Annotated in this window: 1 protein-coding gene; it reads left to right on the top strand. The window is 64.9% G+C overall.

Going from position 1 to position 288, the window contains the following annotated elements:
- Positions 1-288, top strand: a 288-nt coding sequence (locus NE591_RS15530; RefSeq protein WP_256157135.1) for a hypothetical protein, incomplete at both ends; no start/stop codon positions are given.

Below are 288 nucleotides of genomic sequence, written 5' to 3'. Positions count from 1 at the left end.
CGACTGGGAAGTCGTGTCGTGGGATGAGGCCTACGAGATCGTGGGCGAGCAAATGGCCTTGGCTACGAGGAAGTACGGCCCCTATTCCATCATGGTGGGCGCTGGCGGTGGCGGCACCTACGGTAACGTGTTCCAGCGCGTCACCCAAGATGCCATTGGCGCTCCGGTGTGCATTTCCGGCGGTGGCTGCCAGTGCTATCTGCCCGCCGACTGCGCGGGCCTGTGGATGCGCGGTGGCTCCAACAACCGCCACGAGGGCAACAACGCCCGCGAGATGTGGAACGCCTG

The organism is Adlercreutzia sp. DFI.6.23, from assembly GCF_024462535.1.
Lineage (GTDB): Bacteria > Actinomycetota > Coriobacteriia > Coriobacteriales > Eggerthellaceae > Adlercreutzia > Adlercreutzia rubneri.
The sequence above is the reverse complement of the archived record's forward strand: the minus strand, read 5'-3'. Positions and strand labels throughout refer to the sequence as shown.